This window comes from Hyalangium versicolor, from assembly GCF_020103695.1.
Taxonomy (GTDB): Bacteria; Myxococcota; Myxococcia; order Myxococcales; family Myxococcaceae; genus Hyalangium; species Hyalangium versicolor.
The window spans coordinates 311100-327736 of record NZ_JAHXBF010000005.1; the positions used below are offsets into that span (position 1 = coordinate 311100).

A 16637-nucleotide genomic window follows, 5' to 3' on the forward strand; every position below is an offset into this window, starting at 1 on the left:
GGTTAGAACCGGTACTTGCCTGCGATGCTCACCGTCCGCCCCTCGGCCGGCACGGCGTGCCCGGAGTAGTACTGTGCGTAGTAGAGCTTGTCGGTGAGGTTGTTGAGGTTCAGCTGGAGCTCCGCCTTCCCCCACTGGTAGCCCGCGAAGGCATCGAAGCGCCAGAAATTCGGCACCTTGGTGAACGCCTGCGTCGCCGACGTGGGGTTGTTGACCGTTGTCACGCTCTGGTACACGGCGCCGCCGCCCAGCGTGAGGTTCTCGATCACGCGGTACGTCGTCCACAGCGACAGGCTGTTCTTCGGCGTGTTCGGCAGCGGCTGGCCCTCGAGATAGTCGTTGGTGTGCTCGAGGATCGCCGAGTGGATGTGCGTGTAGTTCGCGAACAGCCGCCAGTTCTCCGTGATCGTCCCTGCTATGCCGACGTTGAAGCCCTCCGAGCGCTGCTTGCCCTCCAGGATCTGCGGGGGGCCCTCGGGGTCCGTGTTCGGCACGCGCCCGTTCGTCTTGGTGATGCGGAAGAGCGCCCCGCTCAGGCCCAGCCGATCCTCCAGCAGGTCCGCCTTGGCGCCGAACTCGAGGATGTTGTTGCGCTCCGGCTCCAAGCTCTCGAGCCCGGATGAGAGCGTTCCGGCCTCCGCCGAGGGGTTCGCCGAGGTGCCGTACATGGCGTAGGCGCTCGTCTTCTCCACCGGGTGGAGGACGATGCCCGTGCGCCAGTTGGCGAACTTGTCACGGCTCTTCAGCGGGGAGACCACCCCCGCGGCGTTCGTCGAGGAGTAGTCCGTGCCGAAGATGTCGTAGCGGATGGAGCCGACGAGCTCGACGTATTGGGTGATGCCGAGCTGCTCCGATGCGTAGAACGCCACCGTCCGCTGGATGCTCGTGTTGGACGTGGAGAAGTTCCGGGCGACGACGGAGAGATCCGGCTCGGGATCCGGATCGCGCAGGTCCGCGGGCAGGTTCGTGCCCGTGGGCAGGCCCGTAGCCTCCAGGTTGTAGCGCGTCTGATCGCGCGTCTCGCGCGACAGCTCGAGCCCGATGTTCGCTGTGTGCTTCAGGATTCCCGTGTCGAACACCCCGCGGAGATCCAACTGGTCGACCAGGTACGAGTTGTCCGTCCCCGTCTCGAAGCGCTGCCGTCCGATGGTCGTGGGAGCAGCGGCCGGAGTGAGCCCACGCGGCGCCGTGGGCCGGGCGAACCGGTCCACCCGCCCGTAGCGCAGCGTGTCCGTCAGCAGGAAGCCGCCGCCGAAGTTGTGCTGGATCCGGCCGGTCACGATGTTCGCGTTCACCCGCTCGGTGTCCGAGCCGTCCACTCCGTAGAAGGTGTCACGCGCCACGTCGAGGGTGTTCGAGACCGGGTAACCGTTGAAGTAGGGCTCGCCGTAGTCCGGGACGCTGTCCTCGTGCTGGTAGAGGTAGTCGGCGTCGATCGTGGTGTTCTCGCCCAGCTTGTAGCGGAGCGAGGGCGACACACCGGCGCGGTTGGCCTCCACGTGGTTGCGTCCCGCCACGTCGGCCAATTGCCCCGCCGCGTTGATGCGGACCTGGAAGCGGTCGGAGACCGCCTCGTTGACGTCGATCCCCACGCGGCCCGAGGGCGCCGTGCCTCCCGTGACGTACACTTCCTGGAAGGACTGCCGCACCGGCTTCTTCGTGGCCAGGTTGATCGCGCCTCCCGTCGAGCCTCGGCCGAACACCACCGAGGAGGGCCCGAAGAAGACCTCGACGCCGCCGAGGTTGAAGGTGTCGCGCGTGTACCAGCCCAGATCGCGCACGCCATCACGGCTCACGTCGGTCTGCGCCGAGAAGCCGCGCAGGATGAAGGTGTCTCCCTGCCGGCCACCCTCTCCCGCGCTGACCGTGATACCCGACACGTTGCGCAGGGCCTCGCGGACCGTCGTCGCCTTCTGCTCCTCGATGACCTTCTCGGGCACCACGGTGACGGTCTGCGGCGTGTCCACGAGCGGCGTCGGCAGGCGCGTGATCGAGCTCTCCTCGGCGCGGTAGGGCTCCGCCTCCTCCTGCACCTGGACCGTGGGAAGAACGAACTGGCCCTCGGTGCCCTCCGGCGTCTTCTCGGTGGCTGCTTCACTGGAGGCCGCCGCCGGAGCCGGGGACGGCCCTTCCTGGGGAGCAGCAGTCGCGGGCTGCTCCGGGGTCGCGAGCGGTTGCGGCGCAGGCGCGGGACGAGGCTCCTCGGAGACCTGGGCCGCCGGGGTGTCCGTGCGAGCGGGAGTCTCTTGGGCGACCGCACCACTGGCGGCCAGGGCTGATGCGAGGCCCACCGCAGCCGGCCCCCAAGGACGCAGCGAACCGCGCAGTCCTCCCGAGTGTCCCTTCATGGAGCGAACGCCCGCCCCGACGGTCTTCGACGACGACATGTACTTCCCTCCCTCTGTGGTACCAGCGCCCTGCTCCGTGGAAGGCCCCGGTATCTCCATGCTATTCTGATAATGATTACTAATATTGATATTGGTGCGGAGACTGAATTTCGAGCTGGCTCGCAAGACTCGTGCGGTTCGGCACGAGCCCTGTCTCAGACTCAGGCTGTGGTCTCTGACTCGGAGACCGACGCGCTGGCAGGGGCAGAAGACGAACTTCCCGCGGACGGAGCCACGCGGGTCCCTCGGCGGAAGAACCGCCTCCAGGACAGAGCGAAGCCGGTGTACATCAGGAAGACTCCGCCGAGCGACGCCAGCCCGGCGATGAGCTGGCCCACCCACCCGAATGCTTCACCGGTGTGCAGGAAGCGCAGCCAGGTCCGGATCTGCCGGCCGCTGCTGTAATCGGCGAATGTCTCTCGTTTCAACACCTGGCCCGTGAAGGGGTCCAGCGAGACCGTAGCGGAGGCGAACAGAGGCCACGAGTCCTCCTCCTTGATCGAGAAGTTGATCGCCTGTCGGCCGCCGCCACGTCCCTCGCCTCCACCCTGGCCACCGCGAGACTCACCGCCCTGACCGCCTCCGCGCCCCTCGCCACGCCCCTCGCCGCGTCCCGCCCCCTCGCCCCGTGCCTCACCGTTGCCAGGAGCGCCACCAGGAGCGCCACCGCCCTGGGCCCCGCGAGGAGCATTGCCACGAGGGCCGCCTCCGAAACGAAGCGTGATCGTCTCCCAGGCGGACGCCTGCTTTCGCGCCTCAGCGAAGAGCGTGTCGTAGCCGAGCGGACTGGCCCCCGGCGTCGGCTCGGGGACCTTGACCGACGGCTGTGCGAACGGCCCCTGCTGCGCCGGAGGCTCGCTTCCCGTGAGCTTGAAGATGAGATCCGAAGCCCACTTGTAGGACATGACCATGCCCGAAACCGTCAGGACGATGATCACGGGCAGGGCCCAGAAGCCGATCGAGTTGTGCCAGTTGAAATCCCGCGCCTTGCCGCGCAGCCCACCCTTGAACCAGAGAACCGGGCGCACTGTGCGCCAGGTCCACTTGCGAGGCCACCACAGGTACAGGCCGGAGATGGCCAGGAACAGGAAGGCGGCATTGCAGACGCCGGTAACAGCGCGGCCCACTCCGCGGTTCTCCTCACTGGTACCGAGCCACCGGTGCCACTCCTCCACCTTGTGGAGGAAGGCGCGCAGGCCCCGGGCGCCCATCTCGTGGATCTCACCCGTGTAGGGGTTCACGTAGACGCCGCTGGCGCGGCCGGTGCTCACCAGCACGGCCGAGGTCGGCTCTGAGTACATCGTGATCCCCGAGGGAGGAGTCTCGGGTCGGGCCGCACGGACGCGAGCCAGCAACTCATCCACGGGGAGCCGGGTCGCCTCCGGCGCGGGCACCTGCACGTGCCGCGCATCCCGGTCCGCCCACTCGACGAGCTGCGATTCGAAGGCGAGCAGCACCCCGGTGATGGACATGATGCCAATGATGATTCCAGCAACGATGCCCGCGGCCAGATGAATCCAGAAGAGGATGTTCCGAAAGGTGCTTTTCATGGCCGCTTCCTGCGGTGCTTCACTTCAGGGAGAACTGAAAGGGGATGTCGACGATCACGCGTACCGGCCGGCCCTGGCGCCCGAGCGCTGGGGAGAAGCGCCACTGGCTGACGGCGGACACGGCCGCTGCATCGAGCTCCGGAATGGAGCGGATGACGCGGGTGTGCTCGGGTTCGACGCGCCCGTCGATCCCGATGATGATCCGCACGAGGACCAGGCCTTCGATGCGGCGGGATTTGGCCTCTCGGGGGTATGGGGGCTGGATCTGCTTGAGCACGCCCGGAGCGCGCGACACCTGCTTCAGGTCGACGGCGTCTCCTCCCGAGACGACTCCCAGCCCCGAGCCGCCCGGAGTCGTCACCGCGGAGTTCACCAACCCGGCGACGACGCCCGTCACTGCCTCGGAGCCCGAAACCTCCTCCTCGGGAGCTGCTTCCGGAGTGGGGGCCTCCTCGGGCGTCTCCTGCACAGGAGTGGGAGGCTCAGGAGGCTTCTCGGCGACAGGTTCCGGCACGCGAGGCGGCACGAGCGGACGCGCCGCCCGCGCGCGCACCTGGGGCGGCACGCGCTGAGGCTTCGTCACAGGAGCGGGCGCGACACTCGCCGCCTGGGCCCGAGGAGCCATGGCGGCGAGAAACACCACCTCTGGCTCCTGGGGCGGAGATGGCGGCTTCGGGACAACGCGAGGCATGGCGATTCCAGCCGCGATCGCCGCCACGTGAACGAACGCGGCGATGAGGAGAGCCCATCCCCACCGCTCCCACTCCCCTTGCCCAGAGAGGGCCTCACCCATGCGGAAGACCCGCACGGGAGACCGGACTTCCTCGGGCGGAGAAACAACGCCTCGATTCATTTCGATGACGTCGATATTGAGAATCGTTCTCAATTTCACGGCCGCAGAAGGTATGTCCTCATGGGTAGGGTCGTCAATCCATGAGAATCCAATGTATTTAAGTTTTTTAATACTTGTAGAAGCCGCGACCGCTCTTCTTGCCGTACCAGCCGGCGTCCACGTACTGGCGGAGCAGCGGGCACGGGCGGTACTTGGAATCGCCGAGTCCCTTGTGGAGCACCTCGGCGATGTAGAGGCAGGTGTCCAGGCCGATGAAGTCCGCCAGTTGCAGCGGGCCCATGGGCTGATTGGTTCCCAGCTTCATCGCCGTGTCGATGTCCTCGGCAGTGCCCAGGCCCTCCATCAGCGCGAAGCACGCCTCGTTCAGCATGGGGATGAGGATGCGGTTGACGATGAAGCCCGGCATGTCCTTGGACACCACCGTCGTCTTGCCCATCTTCTCGGCCAGCGCGCGGGTCTTCTGGTACGTCTCGTCCGAGGTGGCCGCGCCGCGGATCAGCTCCACCAGTTGCATCACCGGCACGGGGTTCATGAAGTGCATCCCGATCACCGCCTCGGGGCGCTTCGTGGAGGCCGCGATCCGGGTGATGGGGATGGAGGAGGTGTTCGTCGCCAGCACGCCGCCCGGCTTCACCACCGCGTCCAGGTCCTGGAAGATGCGGCGCTTGAGGTCCTCGTTCTCCGTGACGGCCTCGACGGCGAAGTCCACGTCTTTGACTTCGGCGGGGCTGGTGGCGGTGGCCAGGTTCGCCTCGGCGGCCTTGCGCTTCGCGTCATCCAGCTTGCCCTTCTCCACCAGCTTGGCCAGGCCCGCCCGGATGCGGTCCGCGCCCTTGGCGAGTCCCTCCTTGGAGACGTCCACCAGCGTGACGCGCAGCCCTGCCACCAGCGACACCTGCGCGATGCCCGCGCCCATCTGCCCTGCCCCGACGACGATGATGTGCTCCGTTGCCATGGCGTCTCCTGCTCCAGCCAAGAGTGAAGTGCGGGCGCTATAGCCCTCGCCCTCGGAGGGGTCAACGGCTCGCGGGCAGCCGCAGCGTCCGCAGGACGTACTGCTCCTGACCGATCGTCAGCGGCTCGACCAACGGGGGACGCGTGGGGTGCCCTTCCTCCTTCACGAAGATGAGCGCGCGGTAGGAGCCCTCGGGCAGATCGACCTTGAGAGTCACCTCGTGGGGCGGCGCGGCGGTGAAGAAGCGCTCCTCGCGCTTGATGATCTTCCCGTCCTCGCCCGTCACCTGGAAGTCCATGGCGCGAACGGTGCTCCATCCCGAGCCGTCGAGCTGCCACACGAGCTCACGCTCGGGAGTGCTCGTCACCTGCCACAGCCAGATGCCCAACGCCGCCAGCACCAGCAGGGGCAGGCGCTTCATCAGCGGGTGGTTCCGCCAGCCGGGTCGCGCTTCCGCCTCCAATGTCACTCCTTCTTGTGCCGCTTGCCCTGGCGCGCGTTCAGCTCGGAGACGACCACTCGAGGCGATGCGGAGCCGCTGGCCGAGGACTTGGACTTGGGCTCCTCCTTCTTCTCGTCCTTGGCCTCGTCGGCGGGCACGAGGCGGATTTGCGCCCTCACGTCCAGCGTCATCCCGGACATGAGCTTGATGAACTCCTCGCGGAGCTTCTCGGACTGGAGGAAGCGGCGGAGTTCCTCGGTCAGGACGTGGCCTACCTCGTCCTTCGTCTTCTCCGCCTGGGAGATGATGAAGCCGAGCACCTCCTTGGGCAGCTTGAGCTGTCCGGCGAGGTTTCGGATGCCCTCCTCCGTCATGAAGATGGCGCCCAACCCGGCCACCGCCACCTTGCGAACGAAGCCCGGCATGAAGCCGGGGCGGCCCTCGCGGCCACCGTTCGGCAGCTGATCGTCGTCCAGCGGATCCTGCGGATAGTCTTCGCTGTCACCAGCCATGAGGGACCTCGGGGACTGCGGGGCTCAGCGCGCTTGCATCACCGGCAGCCGGACCGCCCGCGCGCTCTCCGCGGAAACCCGGCCAGCGACGTTGCGAGCAACCTCCATGAAGGCCTGGGATTCCGGGCTGTCCGGCGCGCCCGCCACGACCGGCACCCCTGAGTCTCCCGACTCACGGACCTTCAGGTCCAGAGGAACCTCACCCAGGAAGGCGATGTTGAACATCTCCGCGGCCTTGCGCCCTCCCCCGTGGTTGAAGATGTGGGTTGTCTTGGAGCAGTGCGGGCAGACGAACTGGCTCATGTTCTCGACGATGCCGAGCACGGGGATGTGGACCTTGTCGAACATCTGCTTGGCGCGGACCACGTCCGCCAGCGCCACGTCCTGCGGCGTGGTGACGAGCACCGCCCCGGCCGCCCGCACGCTCTGGGACAGGGAGAGCGCCACATCGCCGGTTCCCGGCGGCAGGTCCAGGATGAGGTAGTCCAGCTCGCCCCAGTTCACGTCCCGCACCAACTGCATGAGCGCGCCATGGAGCATGGGCCCGCGCCAGATGAGCGCCTGATCCGCCTCCACCAGGAAGCCGATCGACATGACCTTCAGGCCGTACTTGCTCATGGGGGTGAGCGTCTTGCCGTCCGGGCTGACCGGGCGCTCGGTGATGCCCGTCATCAGCGGGATGGACGGGCCGTAGAAGTCCGCGTCCAGCAGGCCCACCTTGGCGCCGTGCTTCGACAGGGCCACGGCCAGGTTCACCGCGACGGTGCTCTTGCCCACGCCGCCCTTACCGGCACCTACGAGGACGATGTTCTTCACGCCTGGCAGCAGGGCCTGGCCCTGGCCCGGAGCCGCACCGCCGGTGGCGCGAACCTGGGCGCCCCACTCGATCTCGAAGGACTTCAGTCCGGGCACGGCCTTGAGCGCGGCCTCGGCGTCCGCCTGGATCTTGCCCTTGAGGGGACAGGCGGGCGTCGTCAGCTCGATCTTCAGCTTCACCGTGTCGCCGGTGAGGCGCACGTCCTTCACCATCCCCGCCTTCACCAGATCCACATGCAGCTCGGGATCCATCACCTTCGACATCGCCGCGAGGATGTCGCGCTCGGAAACGCTCATCAGTACACCTGAAACCTTTAGGAAATCGGGCAGTTGCGAGCCCTGAAGGGCGCGGAGGATGGCCAGCCGCCCCCAGGGCTGTCAACGACGTTTAACGGGCCCCACCCCTCACCGCACGCTTCGAGCCTCTGCTCGCCTGCATGGCACCGAGAAGGCCGAGGCTCACTCGATGGCGGCCACGCGGTACTCGCCCTCTTCCAGCACCAGCCGCACGGCGCGATCGGCCCCCAGGGGGAAGGTGGCTTCGCTGCCGGTCATCTTCACGTTGCCTCGGAGCGCGAGGCGGGCACGGCGCATGCGCTCCTTGGCCAGGGGCTCGCGCTGGAAGTCCTCCCGGAAGCGATCCGGTGTGTAGCGGGCGCGCAGCGGTCCGCTCAGGAGGCTCCAGGCCTTCTCCCAGTCCCGGGCCTCCACGGCATTCAGGAAGCGCGTAAGGGCGGCCTTGGCGTCGTCGGAGGGACGGGTCTCGACGATGCGCCAGGTGTCCTGCCGGCGCTCCATGATGAGGTTCGGGCCGTGGGCTTCGAGCTCGTCGGCACTGGTGCGCACGGAGGCGGCGCGCTCCCGGCGGACCGAGGCGTCTCCATAGCGCTCCCGGAAACCGGACTCTCCCTCGGGCAGCCCGGTGGTGAGGGCATAGGCTCTCGAGAGATTGTTCTCCTCCAGCGCCTTCGCATAGGACTCCGCGATGGACGAAGGCCCCTTCGGCGTGGCGCAGCCAGCGGTCAGGGCCAGGATCAGGAGCGGTCGGAGAGCGGGCTTCATGACGCGCGGCAGCGTAGCAAAAAACGAACGCGCCCCGCGGTGGACCGCCGCCCGCTGGCTGGGCGACGATCCGCGCGAGGCGCGAACAGGGACTTCTCGTTCCTCTTAGTAGCCGACGTACGCCCCGCCCGAGTGGACCGCCTTGATGCCCGGCACGTTGGACACCGAGCCGTAGCGCGCGATCGCGTAGCGCACGCCCGCGATGATGTTGTCCACCGGGTTGCGGATGTTGTCGTGGCCCGGCAGCTTGTACGAGTCGAAGGTCGGCTGGATGGTCTGCATCAGACCGATCGACGGCGTGCCCTTGGCCGCGTTGGAGTCCCAGTTGTTCTGGGCGTTCGGGTTGCCGCTGGACTCGTGCTGGATGATCGTCGCGATGTCCTGCGGGTTGATCTTGCTGGTGTCCACGCCGGCCTTCTGCAGCTCGCTCAGCGCCTGCTTGATCCAGTCGCCCACCTGGCCCTCGGGAACCGGGCCCGCCGCCTGGGTGCCCTGCGTCCCCTGGGTGCCCTGCGTGCCGCCCGTCGACTGTCCGCCCGTCTTGCCGCCGGGCCCGTCAACGAACTCGTCCTTGCTCCCCGGGATGTTCAGCGTCTTGCCCGCGAAGATCTTGTTGGCGTCCTTGATCGAGGGGTTCGCCTTCATCAGCGCATCCACGCTGGTGTGGTTGCGCTGCGCGATCTTGCTGAGGGTGTCGCCGGACTGGATGCGGTAGCTGCCCATGAGTAGGTCCTCGTTCTGCGGAGAGCTTTTGTACCGATTATCGCACTTACCTGGCGAGAGTTGCGCCTACCTTCTCAGAATTGCGCGTACACCCTATCCTGCGTGTGTCGATCCCCCCATGAGCACGATCCACATCCTTCGAGACTTCTACTCCCCGCAGGAAGGAACGACCCGAGCCCTGCGCATCTACATGCCGGACGGGTACGAGCCCTCCTCGGACCGGCGCTACCCCGTCCTCTATATGCACGACGGGCAGAACGTCTTCGCGCACCCAGAGTCCGCCATCTATGACACCTGGTGTGCGAATCGGGTGCTGGACTCGATGATCCACGAGGGGCAGGTGGAGCCGTGGGTGGTGGTCGCCATCGACTCCTCCCCGAACCGGCTCTCCGAGTACTCCCCCTGGGATGAGCCTCGGAGCAACGTGCAGGCTCGCGGCGAGCCCTATGTGAGGTTCTTCGTCGAGACGCTCAAGCCGTGGGTGGACAGCAACCTGCGCACGCGCCCGGAGCCGGAGTGGACGGGCGTCATGGGCTCGTCGCTGGGCGGGTTGATGTCGCTGTACCTCGGGTGGACGCACCCACACCTGTTCGGCCGCATCGGCGGCATGTCCCCGTCGGTGATGTGGAGCTACGGGCGCCTGTTCCACCAGTGGACGTCCCATACCCATCGCTGGACGCGCATCTACCTGGATGCGGGCACCTACGAGAACGTGGATCCCGTGGGCTGGCCGATGCTCTATGGCGATGCCACGCGGGACTTCTACTTCCACCTCAAGACGCTGGGGTACGCCGACCACGAGCTGGCCCTCTTCCTCGAACCCGAGGGCCACCACCACGAGCTCGACTGGCAGCGGCGCCTGCCCACCGCCTTGAGCTGGCTGCTGAGCTGAGCGCCTCGGGGCCTGGCGGCACCCGGGCGCCCCCGTGGCTCAGGCGGGCGCCTGGATGAAGGAGATCGCCTCGCGCATGGCGTCGAGGTCCTGGTGGCGGCTCAGGTAGATCTCGTTGCCCAGCGCGCTGTGGAAGACGGCGGGCAGTTCCCGGTGCTCGAGCAGCGCCGAGCCCAGGCGCGACACCACCTGCGAGTGGGGATGTTTGTACGCGCGTCCGGAGCGGCGCGAGGTGTGACAGACGTAGTACTTGCGCGTGTACTGGAAGTTGTCCACCTGCTCGCCCGTGAGCATGCGCGCCCAGAGCCGGTACACGTCGATGTCGCACGCGTAGTTCATCATGTCCGGCAGCACGCTGCCGGGCGGACGCAGGTTGGCCTCGAGCGCCGCGTAGGAGCCGTCCTCGAGGCGGAAGAACTCCAGGTGGAACCAGCGCTCGCGCAGGCCGAGCGCCTCCACGGTGCGGCGGCCCAGCTCATCGAGCGCGGGAGGCAGATCGCGCAGGCTCCAGATGACGAGCTCGCGCTGCTCGAGCACGGACTCCATGATGCCGTTGCTGTACTCGTGGCTGAAGGCGCAGATGACCTTGCCCTGGCGGTCCACCATGCCGTCATAGGTGACGATGGTGCCCTTCACGTACTTCTGCGCCGCATAGTTGGGCAGAGGCTGTGAGAAGGCGGCATCCACCTCCGCGTCGCTCTTGACGGTGAAGGTATGGGCGGCGCCGACGCCCACGTCGGGCTTGAGGACCAGAGGGTAGCCCACGCGCTGGCCAAAGGCCTTCACCGTGGCGGCGTCCGTGGCGGCGATGGCGTCCGGGTGGGCAATGCCTGCCTGCTTGAAGAGATCATGCATGCCCAGCTTGGAGCGGAGCGAGCGCAGATCCGCGGGCCGCAGGCCGGGCACGTGGAAGTCCTCTCGCAGCTGCGCCTCGACCTCCAGCCAGCTCTCGTTCAGCGAGTCGATCCGGTCGATGCGGCCATTGCGCCAGGTGAAGTAGCCGACGGCGCGGAGCATGGCCTCTTTGTCATCGAGATGCGGGACGAAGAAGTACTCGGTCAGCGCGTTCTTCAGCTCGTGACGTAGGGCGTCATACGGAGCGTCGCCGATCCCCAGAACGTTGACACCGCGCTCACGCAGGGCGGTGACGAAGTGGATGAAGTGATGGGGAAAGTGGGGCGAGATGAAGACGACGTTCATGGTTCCGCTAGCACCCTCCTGCCTTGCAGGATAGCGAAGTTCTCGTTACGGAGCGTATCTGTTTTGCGCAGCGCGTCGACCAGACGCCCGGCCGCCTCGCCTCGGAGCCCTCACCCATCCTGCCGGGTCGTGAATCCGGCCATGGACCAGGAAGTGGGGCAGAGCGCATACAGGCGAGTGCTCGACATGCTCAGCAGGACTTGGAGCAGCGTGAAGCGGCGCTCCCCCGAGCTGTAGAGGGCCAGATCGAACTTGCCGGGCGGGACCTGGGCCAGATCCATGGCATGGCGGCAGGCCTCCTCGAAGCTCGACGAGCGATCCACCAGGCCCGCGGCGAGCGCTCGGGTGCCCGAGTACACGCGTCCCTCGGCTCGCTCGTGGATCTCCTCCTTGGTCCGGCCTCGCGCCTTCGCCACGTGGGCGAGGAAGGCCTGATAGGTCTCCTCCACCTCCGCCTCCAGCGAGGCGCGCTCGTGAGGCGTGAAGCCTCGGGATGTGGAGAAGATGCCGGCGTTCTCCCCGCGGGCGATGATCGTCCGCCGCACGCCCAGGCGCTCCATCAGCCCGGAGCCCTCGAACTTGCCGGCGAAGACGCCGATGGAGCCGATGATCGCGTGCGGTGCCGTCCAGATCGCCTTGGCTCCCAGCGCCGCCATGTACCCGCCACTGGCGCAGACCTGATCCACGTAGGCGATCACCGGCTTCTTGCGGGCCACGCGCTGCACCGCCTCCAGGATCAGCTCCGAGGCCAGCGCCGAGCCCCCCGGGCTGTTGATGTAGAGCACCACCGCCTTGGCTCGCTTGTCCCGCCCTGCCGTGCGCAGCGCCTTCACCACTGACTCCGCACCGGCCGTCTTCATGCCGATGCCACCGGACCCCTTGCCCGGGACGATCATCCCCGAGATCGTCACCAGCCCCAGCTTCGGCCGCCGCTTCGCCGGCCGCCACTTCACCGGAGGGAACGGCTGTGTTGCCAACCAGGTAGCCATCGGCTCGAGTGGCTCCTCGGCATCGTCTGGATCCTTCTCGTCCCTCCGACGTTCGTCCAGGCGAGCCGGGAGCTCCGCCTCGCTGCAGACGGCGTCCACCAACCCTGCCGTCACCGCGCGCTGGGCACTGTAGGGGCCGCTGTCGATGATCGCCCGGACCTCCTCGGGCGTGCGCTTGCGGCCTCGGGCCACTGTCTCCACGAGATCGGCGTAGCGCTCATCGAGGAAGGCCTCCAGCGTCTGGCGCTGGATGTCCGAGACATGGGCGTGGGTGAACAGCTCCGGGGCCGTCTTGTAGTCACCTCGGCGGACGAAGTGGGCCTGGATGCCCACGCGAGAGAGCCCCTCGCCCAGCGCCGTCGCCTCGGCGGCATAGCCCACCAACTCGAGCCTGCCTGCCGGTGCCAACAGCACCTCGTCCGCGGCGCACAGCACCTGGTAGCCCAGGTTGTCCACGCTCACGGCCCAGCCCACCACCCGCTTGCCCGCGGCCCGGAAGTCCGTGAGCAGCTTCACCAGCGCGTCCTTCTTCGCGGAGGCGACCTCGAGCCCCTCGAGTTCCAAGAGGATGCCCTTCACCTTCGGGTCCTTCGCCAGCAACCCGAGCGCCTCCTGGAAGGACTCCAGAGAGGAGACGGTGGCGGGCTCGGGGCGCGAGCCGCCCGGCCAGAACCGGCGCTGGCGCTGTTCGCGGTAGGGCAGATCACCGGAGAGCCGGAAGCGGACGAAGGGGGGACGGTGCCGAGCGGCCAGCAAGCGGAACGGCAGCCCCAACAGGGTCCGTACCCCCAGCAGCAGGTTGGCGAGAGCGACGAAGACGAGGCGCACCATGAGGGCCCGAGGGAAGGAGTCGACTCGGCGCGTAATGGACGGACGCGACGGACGCAAGCCTTGTTCCACCGGGGTGTGCGCATGGCGATGGAGTCCCCGGAGGCTTCCCTGCCCGCTCCGGCGGCCCCGGGAGCCGCCTTCCCAGCCTCAGAGTGGCTCTCCAGGGCCCTACCCGTGGTAGCATCCGGGGCCATGCGTACGCTCTCGCGACTCGTCCTCCTGTCCGCCCTGCTCTCCGGCGGTGCCGTTCTGGCCGGCCGCCCCGTGCAGGACTTCCAACCACCTCCCGAGATGACCGAGGAGGAGAGGTCCGCCCTCAAAGCCCAGCAGCTCGGGGGCAACATGAACGCCTACGGCAAGGACATCCAGATCAAGGAGACGCCGGTGCCCTGGGCCGCCATCGGCCTGGCCGGGCTGGTGTTCCTCGTCGCCGCGCCGTTCGCGCTCCGTGCGTACCGCAACACGACGAAGGACATCGCCGACGCGAACACCTTCGGTGTCTCGGGAGGCCAGCGCGCCGAGGACGAGTCCTAGGCGGATGGCGTCTCGGCCGGGCGGACCTCCACCGCGCCGCCCGGTTCCACGGCGACCTTCACGGGCAGGAAGCGCTCGAGGACGCGGGCATGCGTCGTCAGGTGCTCCGTCACGCGGGCCGCCGTGAAGCGTGTGGTCCCCGGAGCGGCCGGGCCCAACCGGCCTGAGGCCAGCAGCGCCGCCGGGAGCAGGAGCTGATCCCCGAGGTGCTCGTCGATGGCTCCTGCGGACTCCATGAAGCGAGCCACGGCTTCGGCGGCCTCGCGCCCCACCTCCTCCGCGGGCCGTCCCCGCTCGCCCAGGGCGGTGAAGCCGGCGAAGGTGTTCTCGAACTGCGCCAGGATGAAGGTGACCGTCCCTGCCGAACCGGTGACGGGCAGGGCCCGGTTCTGAGTGCTGCAGTAGAGCCCTCGCTCGCGAAGCGCTGCCTCGGCGGCGCGGGACTGGCGATCGGCGATCGAGAAGGGCAGCCCCCCCACGAAGGAGCTGACGGTGATGTCGTGGAGCGTACCGCGCGCTGGGAGATCCACCAGCCGCGGAGGCTCGGCCGGAGAGGCGATCTCCGCCTGGAACTCACCGCCGCCCTCTGGATAGAAGCCCGCGTGGGTCAGGCTCAGCGAGGCGTGCAGCCCGTAGGCATGCATCACCGGCAGCCAGACGTTCACGAGGTAGTGGTAGCTGGGGCTGTGCGGCAGGTGCGTGCCTCCGCGCAGGGTGAGCTGCCCGCCTCCGGCGAGCGCCAGGGGGAAGAAGAGGCACTGGAAGAGCAGCGGGGTGCTGCCAGCGGTGCCCACCTCGAGCAGATAGTCCCCTGGGCGTACGGGACCGGGGGTGAAGGTGAGCTCCGTGGCCCCTACGGTGGCCCCCTCGCTGGTGCTGGAGCTGAGGGCCTCGGCGCCGCGCACACACGCCAGGTGTTGGGGGCGCAAACCGGGAGGATCCCGCCGTTCGCGCAGGCGGGTGATGTGGAATGGCCGTCCGGTGATGAGCGACAGGGAGAGCGCCGAGCGGAGGATCTGCCCTCCCCCCTCGCCTTCGCTGCCATCGAGCTGCACCGGCCCCTCTTCGGGCCGGCTGGTGCCGGTCATGATGTCCCTGTGCGGCGATGCGTGAGAGATGCAGCGTAGCAGAAGCGGCTGGGATACTGTCCGCGCTTCGTGGCCCTAGCCATCTTCCTGCTGACGTACGTCTTCATCGCCGGGGCGCGTCTGCCCTTCCTCAAACTGGACCGCCCGGGCGGCGCGCTGCTGGGCGCGGTGCTCATGGTGGTGCTCGGCGTGGTGACTCCCGCCGAGGTCTTCAACCACAGTGAAGATCCGTCCCGCCACGCGGTGGATCTGGACACGATCATCCTCTTGCTGGGGATGATGTTGCTGGCGGCGTACCTGGCGCAGGCCGCCTTCTTCCGGACGGCGGGGGCGTACACGGTGCGGTTGGCGCACACGCCTCGGCTGCTGCTGGCGGCGGTGACGGGCATCAGCGCACTGCTGTCCGCCTTCCTGGTGAACGACACGGTGTGCCTGATGTTGACGCCACTGGTGCTGGCCGTGGTGGAGGATGCGCGCCTGCCGCCCGCGCCGTACCTGCTGGCGGTGTGTATGGGGTCCAACAGCGGCTCGGTGGCGACCTTCACGGGCAACCCGCAGAACATGCTCATCCAGGGGGCCTCGAAGCTGTCCTACTCGAGCTTCGCTGCGTACATGGCCCTGCCAGCGGTTCTGTCCACGGCGATCGTCATCATGATGCTGCTGTACCTGTTCCGCCACGATCTGCCCACGAAGCGCTTCGAACCCCAGCCACCGCCGCCGCCGATCGACCGGCCCCTGCTGGTGCTGACGATGGCCGTGCTGGTGGCGGTGGTGGTGGCCTTCTTCCTCGGCTTCCCGATGAGCTGGAGCGCGCTGGCGGGATCGGCGGTGGTGATGGCGCTGGCCCGGCGCGAGCCTCGGTCCATCATGGAGCGGGTGGACTTCGTGCTGCTGGTGTTCTTCGCCAGCCTGTTCGTCGTGGTGTACGGGGTGAACAAGCACGGCTGGGCGATGGAGATCCGAGCGCTCTTCGAGCCGCTGATGGCGGGGCCGCCGTGGCGGGAGACGTTGGGGTTCGCGGCGCTGACGCTGGTGGCCTCGAACCTCTTCAGCAACGTGCCGTTCGTGATGCTGGCGCGCACGTGGGTGCCGGGGCTGCAGAACCCGGAGCTGGGCTGGCACGTGCTGGCGCTGTGCTCCACTCTGGCCGGGAACCTCACGTTGATTGGAAGCGTGGCCAACCTCATCGTCTTCGAGGCTGCGCGCGGCAAGGTGAAGATGTCCTTCATGGACTACTTGAAGATCGGCGTGCCGGTGACGCTGCTGAGCTTCATCGTGGGGCTCGCGGTGCTGCTGGCCGAGCACGCCCTGTTCTGACGGTCTGTGGCTCTATTGGGTCGGGCCGTCCAGAACTTCTGAGAGGTGGGTGGCGCTGACGGCTCGCTCGAGCCAGCGCTCCAGTGTGGCCACGTCCATGCAGCTCTGGATGCGCTGGCGGGATGCGTCGTCCACGGGCAGGCCCCTGGCGGCAAGCAGGCGGAGCACGGCCTTGGCCAGGCCCTTGGCTTCCCCCCTGGCCTCCCCTTCCGCCAAGCCCACCTGCCGACCACGCTCCTTGAGGATCTGCTCCATCGTTCGCATCAGCGCCTCCGCCCGTTCTGACTTCATGATGGAATGTAGCACACGCCTTACGGCCTCATGGGCCTGCTCGTCCCCGAGTTGGTGCAGGTAACGGACAACTCGATACAGCGCCTGCGGTCCATTGGGAGACGCGTGCACCCGAGCGAACAACTCACCCCAGTCAGGAAGTCTCTGGGCAAGCTGTTCAGATCCCGCAAAGCGAAGCACCAGCAACCCCAGCGG

16 protein-coding genes are annotated in these 16637 nt (G+C 67.7%); 3 read left to right on the forward strand and 13 right to left on the reverse strand.

Annotated features, from left to right (window positions below; genetic code table 11):
• Positions 1–2: 2 nt before the first annotated feature.
• From KY501_RS12890 to KY501_RS12930, 9 genes are all read right to left on the reverse strand, one after another.
• Positions 3–2387, reverse strand: coding sequence for a TonB-dependent receptor (locus KY501_RS12890; RefSeq protein ID WP_224363201.1), 2385 nt, complete (start codon positions 2385–2387; stop codon positions 3–5).
• 161 nt (positions 2388–2548) lie between these two features.
• Positions 2549–3937, reverse strand: a complete 1389-nt coding sequence (locus KY501_RS12895) for a PepSY-associated TM helix domain-containing protein (RefSeq protein ID WP_224363202.1) — start codon at positions 3935–3937, stop codon at positions 2549–2551.
• Between the two features lie 19 nt (positions 3938–3956).
• Positions 3957–4628, reverse strand: coding sequence for an energy transducer TonB (locus tag KY501_RS12900; protein WP_224363203.1), 672 nt, complete (start codon positions 4626–4628; stop codon positions 3957–3959).
• A gap of 268 nt (positions 4629–4896) precedes the next feature.
• A complete protein-coding gene (locus KY501_RS12905; RefSeq protein WP_224363204.1) occupies positions 4897–5745 on the reverse strand; it encodes a 3-hydroxyacyl-CoA dehydrogenase family protein in 849 nt (282 codons plus the stop codon).
• Positions 5746–5806: 61 nt separating this feature from the next.
• Complete coding sequence (locus KY501_RS12910) at positions 5807–6166, reverse strand: hypothetical protein (RefSeq protein ID WP_224363205.1); 360 nt, start codon at positions 6164–6166, stop codon at positions 5807–5809.
• 44 nt (positions 6167–6210) lie between these two features.
• The gene (locus tag KY501_RS12915) at positions 6211–6699 is read right to left on the reverse strand and encodes a hypothetical protein (RefSeq protein WP_224363206.1); all 489 of its coding nucleotides are present in this window, start codon (positions 6697–6699) and stop codon (positions 6211–6213) included.
• Positions 6700–6723: 24 nt separating this feature from the next.
• The gene (gene apbC, locus KY501_RS12920; RefSeq protein ID WP_224363207.1) at positions 6724–7812 is read right to left on the reverse strand and encodes an iron-sulfur cluster carrier protein ApbC; all 1089 of its coding nucleotides are present in this window, start codon (positions 7810–7812) and stop codon (positions 6724–6726) included.
• Positions 7813–7974: 162 nt separating this feature from the next.
• Positions 7975–8577, reverse strand: a complete 603-nt coding sequence (locus KY501_RS12925; RefSeq protein WP_224363208.1) for a hypothetical protein — start codon at positions 8575–8577, stop codon at positions 7975–7977.
• Between the two features lie 105 nt (positions 8578–8682).
• Positions 8683–9300, reverse strand: a complete 618-nt coding sequence (locus KY501_RS12930; RefSeq protein WP_224363209.1) for a LysM peptidoglycan-binding domain-containing protein — start codon at positions 9298–9300, stop codon at positions 8683–8685.
• Between the two features lie 118 nt (positions 9301–9418).
• On the opposite strand from KY501_RS12930, the gene KY501_RS12935 reads away from it, so the two are divergent.
• Positions 9419–10192 carry an alpha/beta hydrolase gene (locus KY501_RS12935; RefSeq protein ID WP_224363210.1) on the forward strand — a complete coding sequence of 258 codons (774 nt, stop codon included), beginning with the start codon at positions 9419–9421 and terminating at the stop codon, positions 10190–10192.
• Positions 10193–10231: 39 nt separating this feature from the next.
• On the opposite strand, the gene KY501_RS12940 is transcribed toward KY501_RS12935, so the two are convergent.
• Positions 10232–11392, reverse strand: coding sequence for an ATP-grasp domain-containing protein (locus KY501_RS12940; protein WP_224363211.1), 1161 nt, complete (start codon positions 11390–11392; stop codon positions 10232–10234).
• 110 nt (positions 11393–11502) lie between these two features.
• A complete protein-coding gene (gene sppA, locus KY501_RS12945) occupies positions 11503–13269 on the reverse strand; it encodes a signal peptide peptidase SppA (RefSeq protein WP_224363212.1) in 1767 nt (588 codons plus the stop codon).
• 135 nt (positions 13270–13404) lie between these two features.
• On the opposite strand from sppA, the gene KY501_RS12950 reads away from it, so the two are divergent.
• Positions 13405–13746: a hypothetical protein gene (locus tag KY501_RS12950; protein ID WP_224363213.1), complete on the forward strand. Its 342-nt coding sequence runs from the start codon at positions 13405–13407 to the stop codon at positions 13744–13746.
• Here the strand turns inward: KY501_RS12950 and rtcA are convergent.
• Positions 13743–14834: an RNA 3'-terminal phosphate cyclase gene (gene rtcA / locus KY501_RS12955; RefSeq protein WP_224363214.1), complete on the reverse strand. Its 1092-nt coding sequence runs from the start codon at positions 14832–14834 to the stop codon at positions 13743–13745. The genes KY501_RS12950 and rtcA overlap by 4 nt on opposite strands.
• 69 nt (positions 14835–14903) lie before the next feature.
• Between rtcA and KY501_RS12960 the strand changes: the two genes are divergently transcribed.
• Complete coding sequence (locus KY501_RS12960) at positions 14904–16151, forward strand: ArsB/NhaD family transporter (protein ID WP_224363215.1); 1248 nt, start codon at positions 14904–14906, stop codon at positions 16149–16151.
• A 12-nt stretch (positions 16152–16163) separates the two neighbouring features.
• Here the strand turns inward: KY501_RS12960 and KY501_RS12965 are convergent, their stop codons facing one another.
• Positions 16164–16415, reverse strand: coding sequence for a hypothetical protein (locus KY501_RS12965; protein ID WP_224363216.1), 252 nt, complete (start codon positions 16413–16415; stop codon positions 16164–16166).
• Positions 16416–16637: the final 222 nt, after the last annotated feature.

Coding starts and splice junctions, on each gene's coding strand:
- KY501_RS12890 (WP_224363201.1), bottom strand. CDS start 2,387: ATGTCGTCGTCGAAGACCGTCGGGGCGGGCGTTCGCTCCATGAAGGGA.
- KY501_RS12895 (WP_224363202.1), bottom strand. CDS start 3,937: ATGAAAAGCACCTTTCGGAACATCCTCTTCTGGATTCATCTGGCCGCG.
- KY501_RS12900 (WP_224363203.1), bottom strand. CDS start 4,628: ATGCCTCGCGTTGTCCCGAAGCCGCCATCTCCGCCCCAGGAGCCAGAG.
- KY501_RS12905 (WP_224363204.1), bottom strand. CDS start 5,745: ATGGCAACGGAGCACATCATCGTCGTCGGGGCAGGGCAGATGGGCGCG.
- KY501_RS12910 (WP_224363205.1), bottom strand. CDS start 6,166: ATGAAGCGCCTGCCCCTGCTGGTGCTGGCGGCGTTGGGCATCTGGCTG.
- KY501_RS12915 (WP_224363206.1), bottom strand. CDS start 6,699: ATGGCTGGTGACAGCGAAGACTATCCGCAGGATCCGCTGGACGACGAT.
- apbC (WP_224363207.1), bottom strand. CDS start 7,812: ATGAGCGTTTCCGAGCGCGACATCCTCGCGGCGATGTCGAAGGTGATG.
- KY501_RS12925 (WP_224363208.1), bottom strand. CDS start 8,577: ATGAAGCCCGCTCTCCGACCGCTCCTGATCCTGGCCCTGACCGCTGGC.
- KY501_RS12930 (WP_224363209.1), bottom strand. CDS start 9,300: ATGGGCAGCTACCGCATCCAGTCCGGCGACACCCTCAGCAAGATCGCG.
- KY501_RS12935 (WP_224363210.1), top strand. CDS start 9,419: ATGAGCACGATCCACATCCTTCGAGACTTCTACTCCCCGCAGGAAGGA.
- KY501_RS12940 (WP_224363211.1), bottom strand. CDS start 11,392: ATGAACGTCGTCTTCATCTCGCCCCACTTTCCCCATCACTTCATCCAC.
- KY501_RS12950 (WP_224363213.1), top strand. CDS start 13,405: ATGCGTACGCTCTCGCGACTCGTCCTCCTGTCCGCCCTGCTCTCCGGC.
- rtcA (WP_224363214.1), bottom strand. CDS start 14,834: ATGACCGGCACCAGCCGGCCCGAAGAGGGGCCGGTGCAGCTCGATGGC.
- KY501_RS12965 (WP_224363216.1), bottom strand. CDS start 16,415: ATGCGAACGATGGAGCAGATCCTCAAGGAGCGTGGTCGGCAGGTGGGC.